Source organism: Paraburkholderia sp. CNPSo 3281 (assembly GCF_024206515.1).
In the GTDB taxonomy this organism is placed as follows: Bacteria; Pseudomonadota; Gammaproteobacteria; order Burkholderiales; family Burkholderiaceae; genus Paraburkholderia; species Paraburkholderia nodosa.
Genome location: NZ_JAMBPS010000150.1, coordinates 1 through 1175 on the forward strand (window position 1 = coordinate 1; position 1175 = coordinate 1175).

The 1175-nt window shown below is 61.3% G+C and carries 1 protein-coding gene; it reads right to left on the minus strand.

Annotated features, from left to right (window positions below; all coding sequences use genetic code 11):
- Positions 1 to 8: 8 nt before the first annotated feature.
- Positions 9 to 1175: hopanoid biosynthesis associated radical SAM protein HpnJ (gene hpnJ, locus M3I56_RS40565; RefSeq protein WP_254358663.1), on the minus strand; the 1167-nt coding region annotated here is incomplete at its 5' end.

Sequence of the window (1175 nt, forward strand, 5' to 3'; positions counted from 1 at the left end):
GCGGTCCATCATGCCTCGTGCGCGCGCAGGAAGCGGAAGAACTCCACGCCTTCGCGCAGACGCCGCTTCATCATGTCCCAGCTCGTGAGCATCTCGCGCACGATCTCCCAGATCTTCGACGGCCGGAAATAGAACTGCCGATAGAACTGCTCCAGGTGGTGATAGATCTCGTCGCGCGACAGATGCGCATAGCCGATCGCCGCGAGCTGCACCCCTTCCTTGCTCACCAGGTTGATGGTCTTGTTCTCTTCCATCCAGCCGTTTTCCACGGCCTGCTTGTAGAGCGTCGTGCCCGGATAGGGCGCTGCGAGCGACACCTGAATCGTATGCGGATTGATTTCCTTCGCGTACTCGATCGTCTTTTTGATGGTGTCCTGCGTCTCGCCCGGCAGCCCCAGAATGAAGGTGCCGTGAACCTTGATGCCGAGATTCTTGCAGTCGGCGCTGAAGCGGCGCGCGAAGTCCGTGCGCACGCCCTTCTTGATGTTCACGAGAATCTGGTCGTCGCCCGATTCGAAGCCCACGAGCAACAGACGCAGGCCGTTTTCCTTCATCACCTTGAGCGTCTTGTACGGCACGTTCGCCTTCGCGTTGCACGACCACGTCATGCCGAGCTTGCCGAGACCGATGGCGATCGCTTCGGCGCGCGGCAGGTCGTCGGTGAAGGTGTCGTCGTCGAACATGAGCTCCTTGACTTCCGGCATGTTCTCGCGGATCCACTTCGCTTCCTCGAGCACGTTCTCGACCGAGCGCGTGCGGTAGACGTGGCCGCTCACGGTCTGCGGCCACAGGCAGAACGTGCAGCGCGACTTGCAGCCACGGCCCGTGTAGATCGACACGTACGGGTAGTTCAGGTAGCCGATGAAGTAATTCTCGATCTTCAGGTCGCGCTTGTAGATCGGCGCGACGAACGGCAGCGAGTCCATGTCCTCGAGCACCGGACGGCCTGCGTTGTGCTCGATCGAGCCGTCCTTCGCGCGCCACGAAATGCCCTTGACCTCGGCCAGCGGCATGCCCTCGGCGATTTCCTTGCAGGTGAAGTCGAACTCCTCGCGGCAGACAAAGTCGACCGCCTCGGTGGCCGTGAGCGAATTGTGCGGATCGACCTGCACCTTCGCGCCCACCAGACCGATGACGATCGACGGCTTGCGCTTCTTGAGGTCTTCGCAGAACAG